Source organism: Terrabacter sp. BE26, assembly GCF_041941675.1.
Classification (GTDB): Bacteria; Actinomycetota; Actinomycetes; order Actinomycetales; family Dermatophilaceae; genus Terrabacter.
The window spans coordinates 4,213,840-4,231,858 of sequence record NZ_CP090122.1 but is presented as its reverse complement, the minus strand read 5'-3'; the positions used below and the strand labels follow the sequence as shown (position 1 = coordinate 4,231,858).

The 18,019-nt window shown below is 71.3% G+C and carries 16 protein-coding genes; 11 read left to right on the top strand and 5 right to left on the bottom strand.

Features of this window, described 5'->3' with window-relative positions:
• Positions 1-6: 6 nt before the first annotated feature.
• From LQK93_RS19395 to LQK93_RS19385, 3 genes are all read left to right on the top strand, one after another.
• On the top strand, positions 7-771 hold the full coding sequence (locus tag LQK93_RS19395) for a class I SAM-dependent methyltransferase (protein ID WP_374969396.1): 765 nt from the start codon (positions 7-9) through the stop codon (positions 769-771).
• Between the two features lie 42 nt (positions 772-813).
• A complete protein-coding gene (gene dinB / locus LQK93_RS19390; protein ID WP_374969395.1) occupies positions 814-2,073 on the top strand; it encodes a DNA polymerase IV in 1,260 nt (419 codons plus the stop codon).
• Between the two features lie 74 nt (positions 2,074-2,147).
• Positions 2,148-2,555, top strand: coding sequence for a DUF3040 domain-containing protein (locus LQK93_RS19385; protein WP_374969394.1), 408 nt, complete (start codon positions 2,148-2,150; stop codon positions 2,553-2,555).
• Between the two features lie 93 nt (positions 2,556-2,648).
• Here LQK93_RS19385 and LQK93_RS19380 read toward each other — a convergent pair whose 3' ends face one another.
• Together LQK93_RS19380 and LQK93_RS19375 are read right to left on the bottom strand one after the other, a co-directional pair.
• The gene (locus LQK93_RS19380) at positions 2,649-3,137 is read right to left on the bottom strand and encodes a DUF456 domain-containing protein (protein WP_374969393.1); all 489 of its coding nucleotides are present in this window, start codon (positions 3,135-3,137) and stop codon (positions 2,649-2,651) included.
• Between the two features lie 71 nt (positions 3,138-3,208).
• Positions 3,209-3,433: a hypothetical protein gene (locus LQK93_RS19375; RefSeq protein WP_374969392.1), complete on the bottom strand. Its 225-nt coding sequence runs from the start codon at positions 3,431-3,433 to the stop codon at positions 3,209-3,211.
• Between the two features lie 409 nt (positions 3,434-3,842).
• Between LQK93_RS19375 and LQK93_RS19370 the strand changes: the two genes are divergently transcribed.
• From LQK93_RS19370 to LQK93_RS19335, 8 genes are all read left to right on the top strand, one after another.
• Entirely contained in the window at positions 3,843-5,978 is a 2,136-nt protein-coding gene (locus LQK93_RS19370; RefSeq protein WP_374969391.1) for a type IIA DNA topoisomerase subunit B, read from the top strand.
• Between the two features lie 130 nt (positions 5,979-6,108).
• Positions 6,109-7,254 carry an AAA family ATPase gene (locus LQK93_RS19365; RefSeq protein WP_374969390.1) on the top strand — a complete coding sequence of 382 codons (1,146 nt, stop codon included), beginning with the start codon at positions 6,109-6,111 and terminating at the stop codon, positions 7,252-7,254.
• Positions 7,255-7,288: 34 nt separating this feature from the next.
• The gene (locus LQK93_RS19360; protein ID WP_374969389.1) at positions 7,289-8,176 is read left to right on the top strand and encodes a DUF58 domain-containing protein; all 888 of its coding nucleotides are present in this window, start codon (positions 7,289-7,291) and stop codon (positions 8,174-8,176) included.
• Positions 8,163-8,648 (top strand): hypothetical protein, encoded by a 486-nt coding sequence (locus LQK93_RS19355; RefSeq protein ID WP_374969388.1) that lies wholly within the window; start codon positions 8,163-8,165, stop codon positions 8,646-8,648. The genes LQK93_RS19360 and LQK93_RS19355 overlap by 14 nt, the downstream gene beginning before the upstream one ends.
• Complete coding sequence (locus tag LQK93_RS19350) at positions 8,639-9,628, top strand: VWA domain-containing protein (RefSeq protein WP_374969387.1); 990 nt, start codon at positions 8,639-8,641, stop codon at positions 9,626-9,628. The genes LQK93_RS19355 and LQK93_RS19350 overlap by 10 nt, the downstream gene beginning before the upstream one ends.
• Positions 9,625-10,635 carry a VWA domain-containing protein gene (locus LQK93_RS19345; RefSeq protein WP_374969386.1) on the top strand — a complete coding sequence of 337 codons (1,011 nt, stop codon included), beginning with the start codon at positions 9,625-9,627 and terminating at the stop codon, positions 10,633-10,635. Before LQK93_RS19350 ends, LQK93_RS19345 begins: the two co-directional genes overlap by 4 nt.
• Positions 10,632-11,474 (top strand): tetratricopeptide repeat protein, encoded by an 843-nt coding sequence (locus LQK93_RS19340; RefSeq protein ID WP_374969385.1) that lies wholly within the window; start codon positions 10,632-10,634, stop codon positions 11,472-11,474. Before LQK93_RS19345 ends, LQK93_RS19340 begins: the two co-directional genes overlap by 4 nt.
• Positions 11,475-11,663: 189 nt before the next feature.
• Complete coding sequence (locus tag LQK93_RS19335) at positions 11,664-13,316, top strand: APC family permease (RefSeq protein ID WP_374969384.1); 1,653 nt, start codon at positions 11,664-11,666, stop codon at positions 13,314-13,316.
• A gap of 115 nt (positions 13,317-13,431) precedes the next feature.
• Here LQK93_RS19335 and LQK93_RS19330 read toward each other — a convergent pair whose 3' ends face one another.
• From LQK93_RS19330 to LQK93_RS19320, 3 genes are read right to left on the bottom strand one after another with little or no spacing between them, the layout of a single operon-like run.
• Positions 13,432-14,799 carry a sucrase ferredoxin gene (locus LQK93_RS19330; RefSeq protein WP_374969383.1) on the bottom strand — a complete coding sequence of 456 codons (1,368 nt, stop codon included), beginning with the start codon at positions 14,797-14,799 and terminating at the stop codon, positions 13,432-13,434.
• A complete protein-coding gene (locus tag LQK93_RS19325) occupies positions 14,796-17,330 on the bottom strand; it encodes a DNA topoisomerase (ATP-hydrolyzing) subunit A (RefSeq protein WP_374969382.1) in 2,535 nt (844 codons plus the stop codon). Before LQK93_RS19325 ends, LQK93_RS19330 begins: the two co-directional genes overlap by 4 nt.
• 56 nt (positions 17,331-17,386) lie before the next feature.
• Positions 17,387-18,007: a nitroreductase family protein gene (locus LQK93_RS19320; protein ID WP_374969381.1), complete on the bottom strand. Its 621-nt coding sequence runs from the start codon at positions 18,005-18,007 to the stop codon at positions 17,387-17,389.
• Positions 18,008-18,019 lie beyond the last annotated feature (12 nt).

The window sequence follows — 18,019 nt, the reverse complement described above, 5'->3', positions numbered from 1 at the left end:
GACCCCGTGCCCGACGAGCAGCGCCCCCAGCGACGTGGAGGGCTTCGCCCGTCGGCCGTCGTCGCGGCCGTGGGTCGCATCGCCGACGAGTGCGGGGCACGGCTCGGTCGACCGCTCGAGGTCCTCGACCTCGGGGGCGGCACCGGGGGAGTCGCCGTCCCGCTCGCCGAGGCCGGCCAGCGCGTCACCGTCGTCGACCCCAGTCCCGACGCCCTCGCCTCGCTCGCTCGCCGCGCTCGCGAGGCCGGGATCGTCGACCGCGTCACCGGCGTGCAGGGCGACGGCGACTCGCTCGATGCCATCCTCGCCGGCCGCCAGGTCGACCTCGCCTGCTGCCACGGCACGCTCGAGTTCGTCGACGACCCCGCCGCCACGCTCCACGCCATCGCCCGGGCGCTCGGCGAGGGCGGCGTGCTCTCCCTGCTCGTCTCGGGACGGTTGTCCGTCGTCTTCGCCAAGGCGATCGCCGGAGAGTTCGGCCAGGCTCGCGCCGCCCTCGTCGACCCCTCCGGCCGCTGGGGGAGCACCGACCCGCTCCCGCGCCGCTTCGACGTCGAGCAGCTCGAGACGCTGCTCGCCGAGGCCGGCTTCACCGACGTGCAGGTGCGCGGCACCAACATCCTCGGCCACCTCGTCCCGGCATCGCTCGTCGACTCCGACGCCGACCGGGCCGCCCTGGCCGAGCTCGACGAGCTGCTCGTCACCGGTCCCGGACGCGAGTTCCTCCGGAGCCTCGGCAGTGCCCTGCACGTCGTCGCGCGTCGCGGCTGAGGCGACCGCGCCGACGCCGTCGACCCGACGGGCGGGTCGACGATGAGCCGCCGCCAGTTCACCGCACCGACCCGGGGGAGCGCCGAACCCCCCGACGACACCGGCTGCACCGTCCTGCACGTCGACATGGACGCCTTCTACGCGTCGGCCTCCCTGATCTCGCGCCCCGAGCTGCGCGGGCGCCCCGTCATCATCGGCGGGGCGAGCGGGCGGTCCGTCGTGCTGTCGGCGACCTACGAGGCGCGCGCCTTCGGCGTCACCTCCGCGATGCCGATGGCTCGGGCCCAGCGGCTGTGCCCGCAGGCCGTCATCATCGAGCCGGACCACCGCCGCTACGCCGCCATCTCGGAGGCCGTCATGGCGACCTTCGCGACGATCACCGACAGTGTCGAGCCACTGTCGCTCGACGAGGCATTCCTCGACGTCTCGGGGGCCGTACGCCGTCTCGGCCGGCCCACCCAGATCGCCGAGCAGCTGCGCGACACCATTGCCGACGAGCAGGGCATCACCTGCTCGGTGGGGGTGGCCGCTACCAAGTTCGTCGCCAAGCTCGCCTCCAACCTGGCCAAGCCCGACGGGCTCATCGTCGTACCGCGCGAGGAGGTCGTCTCGTTCCTGCACCAGCTGCCCGTCGGCGCCATCTGGGGCGTGGGAGACAAGACCGAGGAGCACCTGCACCGGCTCGGCCTGCGCACCGTGGCCGACCTCGCCCACACGCCGGTCGAGACGCTCCAGCGTGCCCTCGGCGACGTCGCGGGCCGTAGCCTGCACGACCTCGCGTGGGGACGTGACCCCCGCCCCGTCAAGCCCGAGCGCCGGGAGAAGTCCATCGGCGCAGACGAGACCTTCGCCTACGACATCGACGACCCCGTCCGGATCCATCGCGAGCTGCTGCGGCTCGCCGACCGCACCGCAGCCCGCGCCCGCTCCGCCGGGATGATGGGACGCACGGTCTCGATCAAGGTCCGGTTCGCCGACTTCACCACGATCACCCGGGCCAAGACGCTGCGCCACCACACCGACGTCTCGCGCGACATCTTCGCCACCGCCCGCGAGCTCTACGACCGCCTCGGGCTCCAGCGCGCCCGCATCCGGCTCGTCGGCGTGCGGCTCGAGGGGCTCGTGCCGTCAGCGGTCGCGCCCATCCAGGCGACCCTCGACGAGCCCGAGCACGGGTGGCGCGAGGCCGACCGGGCGGTCGACCGCGCGAGTGCGCGTTTCGGGGCCGGATCCGTGCGTCCAGCATCCCTGATGGGTGATCCACCCTCGGGTTCCCAACGTGCTCGGCGGGACCTATCCTGAGGTAAAGAAGTCCGCGTCGGCCCCTCGGGATCTACGATTCGGGCACAGTCGATTTCGCACCAGGGAGGTGCCGGGTGGCACTCTCGGAACACGAGGAAGCACTCCTCCAGCAGATGGAGGAAGCCCTCTACGCCGAAGACCCTCGATTCGCATCGCGCATCGAGAAGACGAAGTCGCGCGCCCTGGGGCGAGGCCGTGTCGTCGCCGGTGTCGTCGCGGGCGTGGCGGGTCTCGCCCTCGTCGTGTTCTCAGCGATGAGCAGCTCCATCTGGCTCGGTGCCGTTGGGTTCGCCGTCATGGTCGGCGGCATCGTCTACGCCATCACCCCGTCGAAGGCGAAGCTGGCCGCGGTCGGCGCCGACGGCAACCCCAAGCCGCGTCCCGGCACTCCCGGCAAGGCCAAGGCGGGCACGCGCAAGTCGGCCACCTTCATGGAGCGCCTCGAGGAGCGCTGGGAGAAGCGGCGCCGCGACCAGTGGTGAACCCGAACTGACACGCCCCGGGTCCCGGCCGGGGAACACGCACCGAGAAGGACCCGGACGGATGCCGTCAGGGTCCTTCGGTGTAGGTCGGGGTCACGCCCGCGTCGACAGGACGCCGATACCCCAGGTTGCGATGATGGCGAACGCCGTGGCCAGCTCGATCCCGACGTTGAGGGCGACGGCACGGATGGCCTGGGTCGTCGCCCGCCACGCGGCCGCGTGCTCCCGGTGCTTGACGTGCTCGAGCACGTAGACGGCGAGGACGAAGCCCAGCGGAGCTCCCACGACCGGCACGACGAAGAAGCCGACAACCGCGACGGCGAGCGCCACGCCGACCACGATGCCATCGACTCCGGCGTTCTTCATCCGGCGTCCGGGCAGCAGGTACTTCGCGACGAGGCCCACGGCATACAACACGGTGGCGACGCCGAAGACGAGCCAACCCGGCCCGTCCTGTCGTGCGATCGCCCACGCGAGCGTCGCACCCCACACCACGATCAGCCCCGGCAGGACCGGGACGACGACACCGACGGTCCCCACGAGCATCACGAGCAGGACGAGAGCGTCCGTCGCGGTGGTCACTGGTCAGCCGTCGGTGGCGTCAGGATCGGGATGAGGTCAGGAAAGGGCCGGGTCGGAGTCGTCTGCTGGACTCAGCGTTCGTCGACGGGAGCTGATCCCGGTACGTCGTTGAGTCGGTCCGTCTCGTCGCGGATGTCGAGAGCCTTGTCCTTCAGCGCCGGGAGGTGCTCCCGACCGTGGTGTGCGCAGAAGAGCAGCTCTCCGCCGGAAACGAGGCGGGCGCGGATGTAGGCCTGGGCTCCACATCGGTCGCAGCGGTCGGCAACAGTCAGCTCGGGGGCCAGTGTTGTCGTCATCGTGTTTCGCCTCTTTCCTCCCTCAGGGGCCTCCTCATGGGAGACCCTGTCATGTACCTGCGACGCTCGAGCGGTCCAGCGGGTGGACCCTTCGTGCTTCGCGGACGTTCCAACAGTGAACCATGTCGAATCCTTCCCGTAGAGAAGGCTCGGTCGCTGAGACGCCGGTCGCACCAACATCGTTACGTGTCGGTGATTCGCGACGGTGGTCCGTCTGGATTTGTCGTACCCCACAGCGCCGCGCTCAACACCGGCATCCGCGCCGCGGACGGCGGCCGGCGTAGGCCTCGAGGACGTCGTGCCGCAGCGAGCCTGCCCGGCGACGTCGGTGCTTCTGGCTAGGCTTCCCCTGCCAGCCCTCCACAGCCCGACCGCTGGCCGCTTCCCGACCGAAAGAGATCGACACACCGTGGCCTCCGCCTCCCGACCTGCTCCCTCCGGCAACGGCGACTACACCGCACGGCACCTCCAGGTCCTCGAGGGCCTCGAGGCCGTGCGCAAGCGCCCCGGCATGTACATCGGGTCGACCGACCAGCGCGGCCTCATGCACTGCCTGTGGGAGATCATCGACAACGCGGTCGACGAGGCCCTCGCCGGCGTGTGCACCGCCATCGAGGTCATCCTCAGCTCCGACGGGTCCATCGAGGTCCGCGACAACGGCCGCGGCATCCCGGTCGACATCGAGCCGCGCACCGGTCTGTCGGGCGTCGAGGTCGTCTTCACCAAGCTGCACGCCGGCGGCAAGTTCGGCGGCGCCTCGTATGCCGCCACGGGTGGCCTCCACGGAGTCGGCGCCTCGGTCGTCAACGCCCTCTCGGCCCGGCTCGACGTCGAGGTCGACCGCGCCGGCAAGACGTACGGCATGAGCTTCCGCCGCGGCGAGCCGGGCACCTTCGGCGACGCGGCTGGCAGGCCGCACTCGCCCGAGGCGCCGTTCACGCCCTACGAGCGCAAGAGCGCCCTGCCGGTCGTCGGCAAGGCGAAGCGCGGCGTCACCGGGTCGCGCGTGCGCTTCTGGCCCGACCGGCAGATCTTCCTCAAGGACGCCGAGCTCGACTACGACGCCATCCTCGGCCGCGCCCGGCAGACCTCGTTCCTGGTGCCGGGGCTGCGCCTTGCCATCCGCGACGAGCGGCGCCTCAAGGGCACGCCCGGTGAGGAGGGCCCCATCGAGGAGGTCTTCCAGCACGACGGGGGCATCACCGACTTCGTCGAGTTCCTGGCTCCCGACACGCCGATCACCGACGTGTGGCGGCTCGAGGGCTCCGGCACCTTCACCGAGACCGTCCCCGTGCTCGACGTCAACGGCCACATGACGCCCACCGAGCTCGAGCGCGAGTGCGTGGTCGAGGTCGCGTTGCGCTGGGGCCAGGGCTACGACACGAAGGTGCAGTCCTTCGTCAACATCATCACCACGCCCAAGGGCGGCACCCACGTCACCGGGTTCGAGCAGGCCGTGCTCAAGGTCTTCCGCAAGCAGCTCGAGGTCAACGCCCGACGCCTCAAGGTCGGCAACGACAAGCCGGAGAAGGACGACATCCTCGCCGGCATGACGGCGGTCGTCACGGTGCGCCTGGCCGAGCCGCAGTTCGAGGGCCAGACCAAGGAGGTCCTCGGCACCAACGCGGTGCGCGCCATCGTGGCCAAGGTGGTCGAGAAGGAGCTCACCGAGCGGCTCACCTCCACCAAGCGTGGCGACAAGGCGCAGGCGGCGCTCCTGCTCGAGAAGGTCGTCTCCGAGATGAAGTCGCGCATCAGCGCGCGGCTGCACAAGGAGACCCAGCGCCGCAAGAACGCGCTCGAGAGCTCGACGTTGCCCTCCAAGCTGCGCGACTGCCGCACCTCCGAGGTCGAGCGCTCCGAGCTGTTCATCGTCGAGGGTGACTCGGCCATGGGCACCGCCAAGGAGGCGCGCAACTCCGAGTTCCAGGCGCTGCTGCCGATCCGCGGGAAGATCCTCAACGTCCAGAAGGCGTCGGTCTCCGACATGCTCAAGAACGCCGAGTGCGCCTCGATCATCCAGGTCATCGGGGCCGGCTCGGGCCGCAGCTTCGACCTCGATGCCGCGCGCTACGGCAAGGTCATCATCATGACCGACGCCGACGTCGACGGCGCCCACATCCGCACCCTGCTGCTGACCCTCTTCTTCCGTTACATGCGCCCTCTCGTCGACGCCGGCCGCGTCTACGCGGCCATGCCGCCGCTGCACCGGCTCGAGGTCATCAACGCGGGCGCCAAGAAGAACGAGCTGATCTACACCTACAACGAGGTCGAGATGCGGCGCACCCTCGCTCGGCTCGAGAGGTCGGGCAAGAAGATCAAGCAGCCGATGCAGCGCTACAAGGGTCTCGGCGAGATGGACGCCGACCAGCTCGCCGACACCACCATGGACCCGCGTCACCGCACCCTGCGCAAGGTCACCATGCGTGACCTCGAGGCAGCCGAGCGGGTCTTCGAGCTGCTCATGGGCAACGAGGTGGCGCCCCGCAAGGACTTCATCATCGAGTCCGCGGCCGAGGTCGACCGCGAGCGCATCGACGCCTGACGGCCCGCGCCGCGGCAACCCCGCGGCTCAGCGACTGTTCACACCGGCCTCACACCACGGCGCGCCGTGCTTACGATGAGGGCCTGCCGGGGCGACCCGCTTCGCCGGCACGCGTCGAGAAGGGGAGCCGATGGTGGCCAACGTCAACGCCGAGGAGTCGGTCGCGGACGACCACCTCACCGCGCCGCCGCAGCGCACCGGTGAGGAAGCGGTCGACGGCCAGTCGTTCCCCGTCGACCTGCCGGGGGCGTCGGACCGGCCGGACAGCGGGCAGGACGCCGCGCCGGCCCCGGCTCGCTTCCTGACCGCCGACGAGCTGCGCTGGGCGGATGAGACCGTGGGCGCCATCTCCTCCGCCTACTCCGCGAAGGTCGTCGGCCAGTCGAGGCTGCAGGAGACGCTGCTGATCGCCCTGCTGACCGGCGGCCACGTGCTCCTCGAGAGCGTGCCGGGGTTGGCCAAGACGACGGCGGCGCAGACGATCGCGCAGGCTGTCGGCGGCCGGTTCCACCGCATCCAGTGCACGCCCGACCTGCTCCCGAGCGACATCGTGGGCACCCAGGTCTACAACCAGCACCTCGGCACCTTCGAGACGCAGCTCGGGCCGGTCCACGCCAACTTCGTGCTGCTCGACGAGATCAACCGCAGCAGCGCCAAGACGCAGTCGGCGATGCTCGAGGCCATGCAGGAGCGCCAGACCTCCATCGGTGACAGGAGCTACGCACTGCCCGACCCCTTCCTCGTCCTCGCGACGCAGAACCCCATCGAGCAGGAAGGCACCTACCCGCTGCCCGAGGCGCAGATGGACCGCTTCATGCTCAAGGACGTGCTGGACTACCCGTCGCCGGCGGAGGAGGCCGAGGTCCTGCGCCGCATCGACTCGGGGGTCTTCGACGGGAGCTCGGAGCCGGTGGTGTCCGTCGAGGACGTCAAGCGTCTCCAGGGGCTCGTCCAGCGCGTCTACGTGGATCCCGCGATCATCAACTACATCGTCGGCATCGGCTATGTGACCCGTCACCCGCGCGACTACATCGAGCCCCGCCTCGCGGCCTACGTCGGCTTCGGCGCGAGCCCCCGCGCGAGCATCGCCTTCGCGAGCGCCGCGCGCGCCCGCGCCCTCGTGGACGGCCGCAACCACGTCGTCCCCGACGACGTGAAGGCCCTGACCCACCGCGTCCTGCGGCACCGGGTGACGCTGGGTTTCGAGGCCGTCGCGGACGACGTCGCCGTGGAGACGGTCATCGACGCCATGGTGGGCGGGATCCGCACTCCCTGACCCGGGACGTGAAGGGGACGCGACAGGACTCGACATGACGACGATGCTGCTGACGAGGGTGAAGAGCAAGCTCTTCGTGCACGCCCGGCGTCGGTCGCGCAGCCTGCTCGAGGGGGAGTACGCGTCGGTCTTCCACGGCCGCAGCCTCGACTACGACGACCTGCGCGACTACGTCCCCGGCGACGAGGTGCGTGACATCGACTGGCGCGCCACGGCCCGCCACCAGGCGCCACTCGTCAAGCGCTACGTCGCCACCCGCAAGCAGAACGTCATGCTCGTCATCGACACGGGCCGCGGGATGGCGGCCTGCACGCGCAGCGGCGAGCCGAAGAAGGCGGTGGCCGTCGCCGCAGCCGGGCTGGTCGGCTATCTGGCGCAGCGCCACGGAGACCTCGTCGGCCTGGTGCGCGGCACGGCCGGCTCCACGGTGGCGCACGACCTGCGGGGGAGCGAGGGGCACCTCGAGCTGCTGCTGCGGGCCGTCGACACCGCCACCGTCCTGGACGGCGACCAGAGCAACCTGGCCACGCAGCTGCGCTGGGTCGCTCGCCACGTGCGGCGCCGGCTCGTCCTCCTCGTCGTCGCCGACGACAAGGACCTCGACCCGGCGCTCGACGACCTGCTGCGCCGGCTGCACGTCCAGCACGAGATCCTCTGGATCACGGTCGAGGACGCCGACCCCACGGCCATCGGAGGCGACCGGACGGCATACGACGTCGCGGACAGCTACACCCTGCCGACGCTCGTGCGTCTCGACCCGAAGGTACGCGCGGCGTATGCCGCGTCCGTGGCCGAGCGCGTGCAGCGCACCACTGCGCTGCTCGACCGACGCGGGATCAACCACGCCCGGCTCGGCTCGACCGACGAGGTCGTGACGACGGTCTTCGCCCTGCTCGAGCGGCAGCGACGTGCACGCCGCTGACGCCCCGCCGCCGGGCTTCTACGCCCCCGACCCGTATGCCGACCGCTGGCTCTGGATCGGCGTCGGCATCCTCGCGCTCGTGGCGGCGTGGTACGTCGTCGTGTGGTGGACGACGCGCGAGCGCAAGGTCGCCGCGACGCCGCAGGCCGTCTCACCCGATCGCGTCGCGCAGCTGCGCGCCGACTACACCCGCCGCATCGACGCCGTGCTCGCCCGCGCGGCTGCGGGTGAGATCAGCCAGCGCCAGGCCCACCAGCAGCTCAGCGGGCTCGTGCGCCATTTCGTGCAGGCGGTGTCGGGCATCGCGGCACCCACGATGACCCTCACCGAGCTGACCGGTGAGGGCCCGCGCCTGACGCCGGTGTCCGAGGTGGTAGGCGTGCTCTACCCGGGGGAGTTCGGCCCGCGTGAGACGGCCACGATCGCCGGAGCGGGGACCGTGGCCAAGCAGGTGGTCGCGCGATGGAGCTGAACGGCCCGGACCTCAAGTGGCCCGCCGTCCTCGTCGCGGGGACGGTCCTCGCGCTGCTGCTCGCCTACGCCGTCCACCGGTGGATGTCGCGGCGGTCGGCACGCGCGGCCGCTGCCGTCGCCAACTCGACCGCCCTGACCGAGCTGCCCGAGTACCGCCGCGCCCTGCAGCTGCACCGCATCCGGATGGCGGTGCTGGCGTTGAGCGCCGTGCTGCTCGGGGGCGCGGCCCTGGTGGGAGCAGCCCGGCCCCTCGACACGACCATCGACAAGCCGCAGACGCGCAGCCGGGACATCATGCTCTGCCTCGACATCTCCGGCTCGATGGCCGCCTACGACGCGACACTCGTGGCGACCTTCAGGACGCTCGTCAAGAGCTTCCAGGGCGAACGCATCGGGCTGGTGATCTTCAACAGCTCGGCGGCGACCGTCTTCCCCCTCACCGACGACTACGACTTCATCAACGACGAGCTCGACACGGCGAGCAGCGCCCTGTCCGGGAACCCCGCCTTCGAGTCCTTCTTCGCCGGCACCTTCAACGGTCGCGGCACCTCCCTGATCGGCGACGGCCTGGCGACGTGTGCGTCCAGCTTCGACAAGGTCGACACCCAACGGGCGCGCTCGGTCGTCTTCGCCACCGACAACCACCTCGCGGGGCGGCCCATCATCGACGTCGAGCAGGCTGCCGCGCTCGCCAAGGCCAAAGGGGTGCGCGTCTACGGGCTCAACCCTGAGGAGGACGGTCCCGACGAGGAGGCGATGCAGATGCGCGAGCTCGTGACGGGCACGGGGGGCCAGTACTACGCGATGACCGACCAGGCGGCGATCAAGGGCATCGTCGCCTCGGTCCAGGCCCAGGAGGCCACGCTCATCGACGGGGCCTCGCGATCGCTCTACTCCGACAACCCGAACCTGCCGATCGCGCTGGCCGGCGTCGGGTTGCTCGGCGTCATCGGGGCCAGTCGAAGGTGGGCGTCGTGACTCTCCTGCCCGTCGCGCCCTGGCCGGTCCTGCTCGTGCTGGCCGTCGGCGCCCTCGCGGCCGTCTGGTGGAACCCCTCGTCGCGGTCCGTGCCGGGGGAGTCGCGCGCGACACACTGGCGCCTCACGGTGGCCGTGCTCCTGCTGGGGGCCGCCGCCCTGCGCCCGGCCGTGGCCGGCGAGCAGGCCGACACCACGGCCGCCAACCTCAACGTCTACTTCGTGGTCGACACCACGAGCAGCATCATCGCCGAGGACTACGGCGCCGAGCGGCCCCGCATCGAGGGGGTTGCCGCCGACATCTCGGCCATCGCGGCGAGGCTGCCCGGAGCCCGCTACAGCGTCGTGACCTTCGACCAGGACACCCGGGTGCGTCTGCCGCTGACCACGGACACGACGGCCCTCGACGCCGCCGTCGAGACGCTGCTGCCCGAGTCCTACGAGGTGTCGCACGGATCGTCCGTCACGGCGGCGAACTCGCGGCTGAAGACGCTGCTCCAGCAGGCGGACTCGCGGGCCCCCGAGCGAGGCCGGGTCGTCTACTACTTCGGCGACGGCGAGCAGACGGCTCCCGACCCGCCGGCGCCCTTCGACATCGACAAGCGCCTGGTCAACGGCGGCGCGGTCCTCGGCTACGGCACGAGCAGTGGCGGCCGCATGAAGGCCACCCGATCGCGCTTCGACACGAGCGGCAGCTACATCAAGGACCCGAGCACCGGTGAGGACGCCCGCTCGGTCATCAGCGAGGACACCCTGCGGACGATCGCCGGGCAGCTGGGCGTGCCGTACCTCCACCGCGACGCCGGCGACGACATCGGCCCCGCCGTGGAGGGGGTAGACCTCGCGCAGTTCGGCACGAGCGAGCAGATCGAGAGGCAGAAGGTCCTTGCCCGCCGGGAGCTCTACTGGCCCCTGCTCCTCGGGGTGGCCGGCATCGCCGCGTGGGAGGTGGGGGCCGCCCTCACGGCCCTGCTCCAGACCCGACGACGGAAGGAGTTGCGACCATGACCGTGCTCGACCAGCCGCAGGCCCGGCGCGACCATCCGGCGAAGGAGGGCGTAGGCCGTCGGCCGGCCCTGCGCTCGCGCCGCCGCCGCGCCCTGCCGCCACACCTGCGGCGCCGCCGGCGCCGGCTCCTGCTCGCCTCGGCACCCGTCGTCGTGCTACTGCTGCTCGTCGCCGCCCGGCTGACCACCCTCAACCTCGTCCACGAGCAGACCCTCGCTGCCTACCAGGCCGGCGACAAGCCGCGGGCCCTCACCTGGGGCGAGCGGCAGGGGTGGGTCAACGTCGTGGAGCAGTTCCGCTCGCCCTTCGCCATCGGTGACGCGCACGTGCTCTCCGGCCACTTCGACCTCGCCCGGCCGTGGTTCGAGCAGGCGTTCGAGCAGGTGCCCAAGGGTGGCATCGATGACTGCAAGGTGCGCGTCAACCTGGGCCTGACCTACGAAGCGCTCGGCGACGCCGCGAAGGCGCGCGAGCGCACCGAAGAATGGAAGCAGTTCTACGACAAGGGCATCACCATCACCAAGGAGCGCCCGCCGCTGTGCGACGCTCCGCAAGGCGGGCAGACGGGCGAGCAGCTCGACCAGGCGCAGCAGCGCATGGAGACGAAGCGCTCCGACGCGCCTGGGCAGGGCCAGCAGCCACCGGGCGCACCGCAGCCGCAGCCGGGACCGAACCAGCCCGCGCAGCCCAGCCCCGACCCGGGCAAGACGCCCAGCCAGGAGGACCAGAACTACCTCAAGGAGCAGCAGCGCCGGAACACGATCGAGCGCAACGAGCAGCAGCAGGGCAGCGACACGGTGCCCGGTGACGGGAGCCCGACCTACCCGAAGCCCTGGTGACTCCACGGGCACGAGCGGTCGAGGCGGGTTGCCGGGGCTGGCGGGCGCTGGGTTGACCTGTCGAGCTCCACCCAGGGGTGGCCTCCGACCCCGAGGGGTCCGGTTGGTTCCGTTCGTCCACATCCGGGTAGGTGGGTCGCTGGCATCGTTGCACCTGGGCAACGAGCTGACCACGACGAGAGGCAGCCGATGGCAACGGTCGAGACCAAACCCGATCAGGAGACGCCGGTCCTCAAGAGACATGTCGGGGTGGTCGGACTCCTCTTCGCCAGTGTCGGCTCGATCATCGGCTCGGGGTGGCTGTTCGGCGCCCTGAACGCCTCCCAGGAGGCCGGACCCGCGGCGATCATCTCGTGGGTGTTCGGGGCGATCCTCATCATGCTCATCGCGCTCTGCTACGCCGAGCTCGGGACCATGTTCCCGCTGTCCGGCGGCGTGGTCCGCTTCCCGCACATGGCGTTCGGCAACTTCGCGAGCTTCACGAGCGGCTGGATCACCTACGTGGCGGTGGGCACCACGGCCCCGATCGAGGTCGAGGCGGCCCTGCAGTACGGCACGCAGTACGCCGACTTCACCACCAAGCACATGATGGGCGGCGAGCCGGTCTACACGCTCACCCCGCTCGGCTACGCCGCCGCGGTGGTGCTCATGGCGGTCTTCGTCGTGATCAACTACTACGGCGTCCGCTGGTTCGCGCGCATCAACAACGCGCTCGTGTCGTGGAAGCTGTTCATCATCCTGCTCGTCATCGTCGCGTTCTTCCTCGCGGCCTTCCACGGCGAGAACTTCACCAGCCACGGGTTCACGCCCTCGGGCTGGCACGGCGTCTTCACTGCCATCGCAACGAGCGGAATCGTCTTCTCCTACCTGGGTTTCCGTCAGGGCATCGAGCTCGCCGGTGAGACCGACAACCCCAAGCGCAACGTGCCGCTCGCCGTCATCGGCTCGGTGCTGATCACCGCGGTGATCTACATCCTCCTGCAGGTCGCGTTCATCGGGGCGCTCGAGCCGTCCACCCTCTCCTCCTCGGGCGGCTGGGCCAAGCTGTCGTTCGAGAACGACTTCGGACCCCTGGCGGCTCTCGCGACCCTCCTCGGCATGGGCTGGCTGGCCGTCCTGCTCTACATCGACGCGATCGTCTCTCCCGGGGACACCGGCCTGATCTACACCACCGTCACCTCGCGCATCTCGTTCGCGATGGCTCGCAACGGCAACGCGCCCAAGGCCCTCGGCCGCACGAGCGACCGCGGCGCGCCCGTGATCGGGCTGGTCCTGGCGTTCGTCATCGGCCTCATCGCCTTCCTGCCGTTCCCGAGCTGGCAGCAGCTCGTCGGCTTCATCACCTCGGCCACCGTGCTCTCCTTCGCCTCCGGACCGCTCGTCCTGGCGGCGCTGCGCAAGCAGGTGCCCGACGCGGAGCGGCCGTTCCGCCTGCCCGGCGGTCACACCGTGCCGTTCCTCGCGTTCTGGGGCTCCAACCTGATCGTCTACTGGTCCGGCTGGCAGACCGACTGGAAGCTGATGGTCGCCGTGCTCATCGGTTTCGTCCTGCTCGGCGTCTTCTCGGCGACCGGTGTGCTGCGCGGTCAGTCCCTCGACCTCCGGGCCGGCCTGTGGGTGCTGCCGTGGCTCGGGGCGCTCACGCTCGTGTCGTGGCTCGGGGACTACGACGGAGGCCTCGGGGTCATCGGCTTCGGCACGGCCATCCCCGTGCTCTTTCTCGTCTCGCTGGCGATCTACGTCATGGCCTACCGGATGCGCCTGCCGGACGAGCGGGCCCGGGCCTACATCGAGGAGACGACCCGCGAGGCAGCAGTCGAGGAGCACCAGCTCCAGAGCTAGCCGAAGTCCATCGGGGACAGGGATTTCGCTGCCGCGGGATCTCTGTCCCCTTCTCCGTGTGTCGAGGTGGTCGGGGGCGCCACGACGGGGTCGGCTGGGACCAGACGGGCGGTGTCTAGAACCAGGCTTCCAGCGTGGTCGCCCGGTACTCGAGGACGTCGACCGGATTCTTGCCGCAGGACTCGGGGCGCATGAGCCCGACCGGCTCCCGCGTGACGTGGACACGCCACCGGCGGCCGTCGGCGTGGGTCACGATCACCTCGGAGCCGTCGTCGACCGGCTCCGGCTCGCTCGCCCAGAGCGCGGCCAGCCGGGTCTCGCCCGTCTCCACCCGGACGTGCGACTCGGCACACTGCGACGCACCGGGGACCGCCGAACGGCCGCGGTCGTGGATGGGGCCCAACAGCTCGAGCGGCAGCTGTCCCGTCTCGCTCGTCGCGAGGACCGATTCGCAGGCGTGGTCGTCGAGCCGGCCGAGCGTCTGGCCCCAGGGCAGGAGCACTGCCGTCGGCGCGAACCGGTGGCCACCGGTGTGTGAGACCTCCCACGCGCGCCCCGGGGCGACGCGGGCGGCATGCGCGGCGAGGGGCCGTCCCCGGACCGCGCAGCACACGTCGCGTCGCCCGTTGGTGCACACCAGCAGGGCGGGCTCGGCCGGCTGGGACCCCAGCAGGGACGCCTGGACCAGCGAGCGGCTGCCGCGAGCGAGGGCGCCCCAGTCCAGACCGAGCAGGTCGCCGACGTCCGGGACCAGGGCCGTGAGGAGCCAGGCGTCTGCCGGGCGCGCCCCTGCGTAGGCGACGAGCACGTGACGCGGACCGGGCTTGGCCGGGTGTCCGCCGGGCCGGCGGATGAGCATGAACCGCCCGCCGGCACCGCTCGTCCGGGCGTCCAGCTCGGCACCGAGCTCGTGGTCGAGGCTGGACTCGCGGGCGGCGTCACGGCCCCAGGGCCCCGGCTGTTCGACGGCGACGAAGAAGCGGGCGACCGCTGCCGTGCCGTAGGCGCTGGTGCCGTCGCGGTCCCACTGCACGGAGCAGGCCTCGGACGACAGGGTGCCGTGCCCGACGGTGGCCGGGTGCACTCCCTGCTCGGACGCGTCCCCGCCGACGGTAGAGGACGACTCCGAGCCACTGGGTGGATCCCCAGCCGCCGCGGCTGGAGCTGCGTCGACCTCCTCGCCGGTCTCGACGTTCTCGGGCGACTCCGTCGTGCCGGCCTCGGGTGCGGAGCTCGACGCGCCCAGGACGTCCTTGATCGAGCCGACCACATCGGCCACCTTCGCCGACGCCGCCGCAGCGGCTTCCGCCACGACTCGCTGGGCAGCATGACCACCGGTGTCGCCACCGCCGTCTGCGCCGGCCTCGTCGCCCACGCCGGCCTCGTCGCCCAGGCCGGCCTCGGTGCCCACATCGGCCTCGGTGCCCACATCGGCCACGTCGCCCACGCCGTCGCCCGCGGTGTCCGCGGTGGCCCCGCTCACGCGCTGCCGCCGTCGTCCGGCGTCGCGCCGGCGGTGCTGTCGTCCGGCCCGCCGGCAGCGTCCACCGACGCGGCCGGCGCCTGCGGCGGCGGTCCAGCGACGTGGGCGATCACGGTCGTCGTGGGCAGACCCGACCCGTCGCGGCGGCCGTCGGCTGCGGGCAGCTCGATGGCGACGCCGTTGGCGGCTGCGGCCCGGGCCGGCGTGTTGCCCGCGAAGGCGAGGACGAGGGTGTCCTCGCCCTTGAGCAGGCGGTGGCAGCGCACGCCTCCGGTGGCGCGCCCCTTGGCGGGGTACTCCGCATACGGCGTGACCTTGAGCGAGCCGCCCTGCGTCCCCGGGAGCGCGCCCGACGAACCGGCGGACGTCACGACGACGCCCTCGCGTGCGGGGTCGACGATGCCGAAGAAGGTCACCCGGGCCCCGGCGCCCAGCTTGATGCCGGCCATGCCGCCGGCGCTGCGGCCCTGCGGCCGCACGGTCCCGGCGCGGAACCGCAGCAGCTGGGCGTCACTCGTGACGAAGACGAGGTCGAGGTCGTCACGGTCGGCCACGCCGGCGCCGACGACCCGGTCTCCGTCCTTGAGTCCGATGAGGCCCCAGTCGTTGCTCTTCGGCGCGTCGGGTGTCACGCGCTTGACCACACCGGCCGCGGTGCCGAGCGCCACCACGGGTGCCTGCTCGCCGATCGGCACGATCGTGATCGGCTCCTCGCCCTTGCCGAGGTCGACGTAGGCTGCGAGCGGCGCGCCGCCCGACAGCGTGGGCGCCCCGTTGGTCGGGGGGAGCGTCGGCAGGTCGAGCGCGGAGAGCCGGACCATGCGCCCGGCAGAGGTCACGAGGCCGAACTCGCCACGGGCGCTGGTGAGCACCGCGCCGATGACGACGTCGTGCTTGGAGCGCGATCCCTCGGCCGGCACCGGGTCGGCCGTGCCAGTGCGGGCGAGCAGGCCGGTGGACGACAGCAGCACCCAGCAGGGGTCGTCGGCGACCTCCAGGGGCGAGGTGGCCGACGCGGCGGCGCTGGCCCCCGAGCTCTCGAGCAGCACCGTGCGCCGCGGCGTGCCGTGGGCCTTGGCGACCTCGGCCAGCTCGGTGGAGACGAGCCGCATCAGCAGCTTCTCGTTCTCGAGCAGGGCCCGCAGCTCCTCGATCGCGCGCTCGAGGTCGGTCTTCTCGTTCTCGAGCTCGATCCGGGAGAACTTGGTCAGGCGGCGGAGCTGCAGGTCGAGGATGTAGGTCGCCTGGACCTCGGTCAGGTCGAAGACGTCCATCAGGCGTCCGCGTGCGGTGGCGGCGTCGTCTGAGGAGCGGATGACCTGGATGACCTCGTCGATGTCGAGGATCGCGATGAGCAGGCCCTCGACGAGGTGCAGCCGCTCCTCGCGCTTGGCGAGGCGGTGGGCGGTCCGCCGCCGCACGACGTCGGTGCGGAAGTCGACGTAGACGCGCAGCAGCTCCTTGAGCCCCATGGTGCGCGGCTGGCCCTCGACGAGCGCGACGTTGTTGATGCCGAAGTTCTCCTCCATCGGCGTCAGCTTGTAGAGCTGCTCGAGGACCGCGTCGGGGTTGAAGCCGTTCTTGACCTCGATGACGAGCCGCAGGCCGTGGGCGCGGTCGGAGAGGTCCTTGAGGTCGGCGATGCCCTGCAGCTTCTTGCCCTGGACGAGGTCCTTGACCTTGTCGATGACCTTCTCGGGGCCGACGAGGTAGGGCAGCTCCGTGACGATGATGCCCTTGCGCCGCGGGGTGATCGACTCGATCCGGGCCGTCGCCCGGGTGCGGAAGCTCCCGCGTCCGGTGAGGTAGGCGTCGCGGATGCCCTCGAGCCCGACGACCTTGCCACCGCACGGCAGGTCGGGCCCGGGGACGAACTTCATGAGGTCCTCGAGCGAGCAGGTCGGGTTGGCGATGAGGTGCCGCGCGGCGCCGATCACCTCGACGAGGTTGTGCGGCGGCATGTTGGTGGCCATGCCGACGGCGATGCCGGCGGCGCCGTTGACGAGGAGGTTCGGGTATGCCGCGGGCAGCACTCCCGGCTGGAGCTGGGTGTCGTCGTAGTTGGGGACGAAGTCGACGGTGTCCTCGTCGAGACCCGCGACCATGAGGAGCGCGGCACTGGCCATGCGCGCCTCGGTGTACCTCGCCGCGGCCGGCCCGTCGTCGAGGGAGCCGAAGTTGCCGTGGCCGTCGATGAGGGGCAGGCGCAGCGTGAAGGGCTGGGCCATGCGCACGAGGGCGTCGTAGATGGCCTGGTCGCCGTGCGGGTGGTACTTGCCCATGACCTCGCCGACGACGCGCTGGCTCTTGACGTGGCCGCGGTCGGGGCGCAGCCCCAGCTCGTTGGCGCCGTAGAGGATCCGCCGCTGCACGGGCTTGAGGCCGTCGCGGGCGTCGGGCAGCGCCCGGCTGTAGATGACGCTGTAGGAGTACTCGAGGAAGGCGTTCTGCATCTCCTCCTCGACGTCGATCCCGACGATCTTCTCCTCGAAGTCCTCGGGCGGAGGCGGGGTGGTCGTTCGACGGGCCATGCCGGGTGGTGCTCCTTGCCGCTAGCGGGTCAACGCCCCATCATCCCGCAGGCCGCTCACGCCTCCTCACCTGCCACGCCGAAACGGCCCCAGTGGGCGACCTCTCGGCCGGTGCGGCGGTGCCTTCGCAGGCTCGGGCTCCTGGGCCCCGGGACGGCATACCCCATCGAGACGGCCCCGACGAGGCTGCGGTTGGCGGGGATGCCGAACGCCTCGCGGACGGCGGCGTGCCGCTCGGGGGGGACGCCGAAGAAGAGGCTGCCGAGCCCCTCGTCGGTGGCCGTGAGGAGGATGAGCAGCGAGGCCATGCCGGTGTCGACGTCCCAGTAGGGCACCGGCCAGCGCGCCTCGTCGCGGTCGGTCCAGCCCTTGTCGGGCGCGGCGTAGCGGTCGAGGTAGGCGTCCTTGTGCGAGAGGCACAGCACGAGCACCGGAGCAGCGCGTATGCCGTCCAGCCACGGATCGCTCGTCCCGCCCGGCTCCGTCGTGGCTGCCCAGAAGGCGTCCCGCTCGGCCGCCGTCGTGAGCACGAGGAAGTCCCAGCCCTGGCTGAAGCCCGCGCTGGGAGAGCGCACCGCGTTGTCGAGGCAGCGCTCGACGACCTCGCGCGGCACCGCGCGCTCCGAGTCGTAGCGGCGGACCATGCGGCGGGCGCGGACGACTTCGGTGAACTCCATGTGACCACTTTG

What these genes read in the sequence shown, in the direction of transcription:
- dinB (WP_374969395.1), top strand. Translation starts at nt 814, where the DNA reads ATGAGCCGCCGCCAGTTCACCGCACCGACCCGGGGGAGCGCCGAACCC.
- LQK93_RS19375 (WP_374969392.1), bottom strand. Translation starts at nt 3,433, where the DNA reads ATGACGACAACACTGGCCCCCGAGCTGACTGTTGCCGACCGCTGCGAC.
- LQK93_RS19365 (WP_374969390.1), top strand. Translation starts at nt 6,109, where the DNA reads ATGGTGGCCAACGTCAACGCCGAGGAGTCGGTCGCGGACGACCACCTC.
- LQK93_RS19360 (WP_374969389.1), top strand. Translation starts at nt 7,289, where the DNA reads ATGACGACGATGCTGCTGACGAGGGTGAAGAGCAAGCTCTTCGTGCAC.
- LQK93_RS19350 (WP_374969387.1), top strand. Translation starts at nt 8,639, where the DNA reads ATGGAGCTGAACGGCCCGGACCTCAAGTGGCCCGCCGTCCTCGTCGCG.
- LQK93_RS19340 (WP_374969385.1), top strand. Translation starts at nt 10,632, where the DNA reads ATGACCGTGCTCGACCAGCCGCAGGCCCGGCGCGACCATCCGGCGAAG.
- LQK93_RS19335 (WP_374969384.1), top strand. Translation starts at nt 11,664, where the DNA reads ATGGCAACGGTCGAGACCAAACCCGATCAGGAGACGCCGGTCCTCAAG.
- LQK93_RS19325 (WP_374969382.1), bottom strand. Translation starts at nt 17,330, where the DNA reads ATGGCCCGTCGAACGACCACCCCGCCTCCGCCCGAGGACTTCGAGGAG.
- LQK93_RS19320 (WP_374969381.1), bottom strand. Translation starts at nt 18,007, where the DNA reads ATGGAGTTCACCGAAGTCGTCCGCGCCCGCCGCATGGTCCGCCGCTAC.